Source organism: Moorena sp. SIO3I6 (genome assembly GCF_010672095.1).
On the sequence record NZ_JAAHHU010001617.1, the window covers coordinates 1 to 1,129 of the forward strand.

General features: G+C 43.4%; 2 protein-coding genes. Both read right to left on the reverse strand.

The features are described 5' to 3' along the window. Positions 1 to 321, reverse strand: a 321-nt coding sequence (locus tag F6K49_RS51695; RefSeq protein WP_293110781.1) for an ATP-binding cassette domain-containing protein, incomplete at its 3' end; no start/stop codon positions are given. Positions 322 to 651: 330 nt separating this feature from the next. Next, positions 652 to 1,129: CbiQ family ECF transporter T component (locus F6K49_RS51700; RefSeq protein ID WP_293110784.1), on the reverse strand; the 478-nt coding region annotated here is incomplete at its 5' end.

A 1,129-nucleotide genomic window follows, 5' to 3' on the forward strand; every position in this document is an offset into this window, starting at 1 on the left:
TTGAAACACCAAACCAATTTCTGGGCGAAACTCACCCGCTACCACGGGTTTGCCAAATAACAGCATCCCTCTTGCCCTAGTTGGTTTTAAAACGCCGCAGATGGTCAGAAATAGGGTAGTTTTACCAGCACCATTCGGCCCAATCAAACCTATCCGTTCCCCTGGCTTAATGGTGAGATTGATATTGCGTAAACTATCCGGTTGGTCTGGGTAGGAAAAATACAGACTATCAATGGCAAGGGCGTAGTGTAACGAAGTAGATGACTGATAGGGTTCAATGTAATCTTCTCGGTAAAAAAATTCTTGTTTTTGCTGGGTCACGGTAAAAGTCTGAAGGATGAAGTCTGTTCGCGTAGCGTGGCCGTTCGCGCAGCGTGGCCTACGGCCTTAAGGCCAAGAATGAAGTCGTTTCGCCTGATAGCGTTCGCTGTAGGCTAGGATAAATTCTCAGCCATCTTAATTACGGCTAATCACTTATAGTCGGGGTGAGGGAATTTTGTGAAGTGTTAATTTAAGTGTTAATTTTAGTTAATTTAAATTAACAAAACCCCAACCCAAACCCTAAACTTATAAGTCATTAACCGGAATCAATATTACCTTGATTTGATGACCATTAATTAGTCATCATTGATCAGTCTGAATTCGCTTCGGTCATGCTTCTGTTAACATAATTTCTGCGATCACAAATCCTACTGAAATCAAGCTAGTGAGTCCCAAAGCAATGTAGTGGTGGAAACCAGCAGTGTTTGTACTAGACGACCTACGCTTTCCCCTAGGAAGGGGTAATGAAAAGCTCTGTGTTCTACTCCCTATTGTCACACCAGAACTCTCAGAAACCATAAATTGAGAGGTGTTACTATACCCTCGTAAAATCATCGCTTGATAGACTTGCTGGGATTGCTGGTAACTGCGTACCAAAAGTGTTCCGGTTAGGGAAGCTAAAACTCTAAGGTTACGGTAACTACGGGCGAAGAATTCCAGTAACGAAGCAACTGGGTGACCTCCAAATTCCTGCCATGAAAGCTTTGGTCCTTTGCCACGAAAACCTCGCAGCTGCATTGCCCGCTTCATTTTAGCTAGGTCGTTACTAAATTGCTCAATATAGCGGTAAGACAACAGAGTCATATCC